This window comes from Acinetobacter sp. ANC_7655 (genome assembly GCF_056784015.1).
In genome coordinates this window covers 1-2466 of the sequence record NZ_JBWYJB010000024.1, presented here as the reverse complement: position 1 = coordinate 2466, position 2466 = coordinate 1, and the positions used below count along the sequence as shown (strand labels likewise).

General features: G+C 42.5%; 3 protein-coding genes. All 3 read left to right on the top strand.

Annotated elements, in window-relative coordinates:
* The coding region (locus tag AC1M9N_RS14400) for a muconate/chloromuconate family cycloisomerase (RefSeq protein WP_481592541.1) at window positions 1-1097 on the top strand (1097 nt) is incomplete at its 5' end.
* A gap of 26 nt (window positions 1098-1123) precedes the next feature.
* Complete coding sequence (gene catC, locus AC1M9N_RS14395) at window positions 1124-1414, top strand: muconolactone Delta-isomerase (RefSeq protein WP_092766278.1); 291 nt, start codon at window positions 1124-1126, stop codon at window positions 1412-1414.
* 150 nt (window positions 1415-1564) lie between these two features.
* Window positions 1565-2466, top strand: a 902-nt coding sequence (gene catA, locus AC1M9N_RS14390) for a catechol 1,2-dioxygenase (protein WP_481588084.1), incomplete at its 3' end; no start/stop codon positions are given.

Here is a 2466-nt window from a genome sequence, read left to right as displayed (position 1 = left end):
TTGAAACCTTGCTCGTTGAAATCCCGACGATCCGCCCACACAAGATGGCGGTCGCAACGATGCAAACTCAAACCTTAGTCCTCATTAAAATCGAAACTTCGGATGGTTTCATTGGTTGGGGCGAAGCAACCACCATCGGTGGCTTAGGCTATGGTGAAGAAAGCCCTGAAAGTATCAAAACCAATATCGATACTTATTTTGCTCCACTACTCAAAACTTTTACTGATCTCAACGTTGCTCAAATTATGCAAGTGTTGAAGAAGAATATTAATGGCAACCGTTTTGCAAAATGTGCCATTCAAACTGCTTTACTCGATATTCAAGCTCAACGTTTAGGCTTGCCTCTGTCTGAAGTGTTAGGTGGCCGTCTGCGTGACAGCGTCCCTGTGCTTTGGGTGTTGGCTTCTGGTGATACGGATAAAGATATCGCTGAAGCGAAAAAGATGATCGAAGCTAAGCGTCATAACTTCTTTAAATTAAAAATTGGTTCTCGTGCTGTAGAAGCAGATGTTGAGCATGTTCTCACCATCAAAAAAGCGTTAGGTGCTGATATTTCTATCCGTGTCGATGTGAACCGTGCTTGGTCTGAGTTAGAAGCGATCAAAGGTATTCAGCTTCTGCAAGATGGCGGTGTGGATCTAATTGAACAGCCATGTGCGATTGACAATATTGATGCCATGGAGCGTTTAACTCGTCGTTTTGATATTGCCATTATGGCGGATGAGTCATTGATGGGTCCAAGTACAGCTTATCGTTTAGCGAAGCGTAATGCTGCTTCTGTGTTTGCTGTAAAAGTTGCTCAGTCTGGTGGCCTACTCGAAGGTCGTGATGTAGCAACCATTGCAAACCTCGCTGGTGTAGATCTGTATGGTGGCACGATGCTTGAAGGTTCTGTTGGCACCATCGCTTCTGCACATTTGTTCTCGACCTTTGAGAATTTGGCATATGGCACTGAATTATTTGGTCCATTGCTGTTAACTGACGAAATTTTAAAGACCCCGCTTCAATATCGTGATTTCGAATTACATCTGCCTCAAGGCAATGGTTTAGGTATTGAGTTGGATTTAGACAAGATTGACAACCTTCGCCGCAAATAAGCGACGTGATACATCAGGAGTGAGACATGCTGTTTCATGTACGAATGGATGTGAACATCCCACTGGATATGCCAGTTGAAAAAGCGAATGAGATCAAAGCTGTTGAAAAGGCGTATTCGCAAGAGTTACAGCAACAAGGCAAGTGGCGTCATATCTGGCGAATCACAGGTCAGTATTCAAACATCAGTATTTTTGATGTGGAAAGCAATGAAGAGCTTCATTCAATTTTACAAGGTCTTCCGCTTTACCCATATATGAATATCGAAGTAATGGCGTTAAATCGCCACCCATCTTCTATCCGTGAAGATGATCGTTAAGTTTTAAGGGTCTTGGCTTGATTGATTCAGGCCATGACATCAATACATCCAGAGGTTTTTTAGCGTCATTTTAAACAAGGATTGTGGCAGCGAGCTCAAACACATTAGAAGTCAGCCACCACACAGCAAGCATACTTAAGGAGAAATAGTATGAACCGCGAACAAATTAATGCTTTAGTCAAAAAAATGAACGTTGATACTGCAACAGGTCCTGTTGATGAACGTGTTCAACAAATCGTTGTACGTTTAGTATCTGACTTATTCCAAGCGATTGAAGATTTAGATTTAAGCCAATCTGAAGTTTGGAAGGGTCTTGAGTACTTTACTGATGCTGGTCAAGCAAACGAATTAGGTCTTTTGGCTGCTGGTTTAGGTCTTGAGCATTTCCTTGATTTACGTGCAGATGAGAAAGATGCTGAAGCAGGTATTACAGGTGGTACTCCACGTACAATTGAAGGTCCATTGTATGTCGCTGGTGCACCAGAATCAGTTGGTTTTGCACGTATGGATGATGGTTCTGAAGAAGGCAAAATCCCAACTTTAATTATTGAAGGTATCGTTAAAGATACTGAAGGTAACATCATTGAAGGCGCTAAAGTTGAAGTTTGGCATGCAAACAGCTTAGGTAACTACTCGTTCTTTGATAAGTCTCAATCTGACTTCAACTTACGTCGTACGATCTTCACCGATGCACAAGGTCAATATACAGCATTAACCACAATGCCTGTAGGTTATGGCTGCCCACCAGAAGGTACAACTCAGTTTGTATTAGACAAACTTGGTCGTCACGGTAACCGCCCTTCACATGTGCATTACTTCGTCACTGCACCTGGCTACCGTAAATTAACTACGCAGTTCAACATCGAAGGTGATAAATACCTTTGGGATGACTTTGCATTTGCAACGCGTGATGGCTTAGTGGCAACTGCTGTAGACGTAACTGATGAAGCTGAAATTGCTCGTCGTGGTCTGAAAGGTGCGTTCAAACATATTCAATTTGACATTGAATTAGTGAAAGACGTTGAAGGTGCGCCTTCTACTGAAGTTGAACG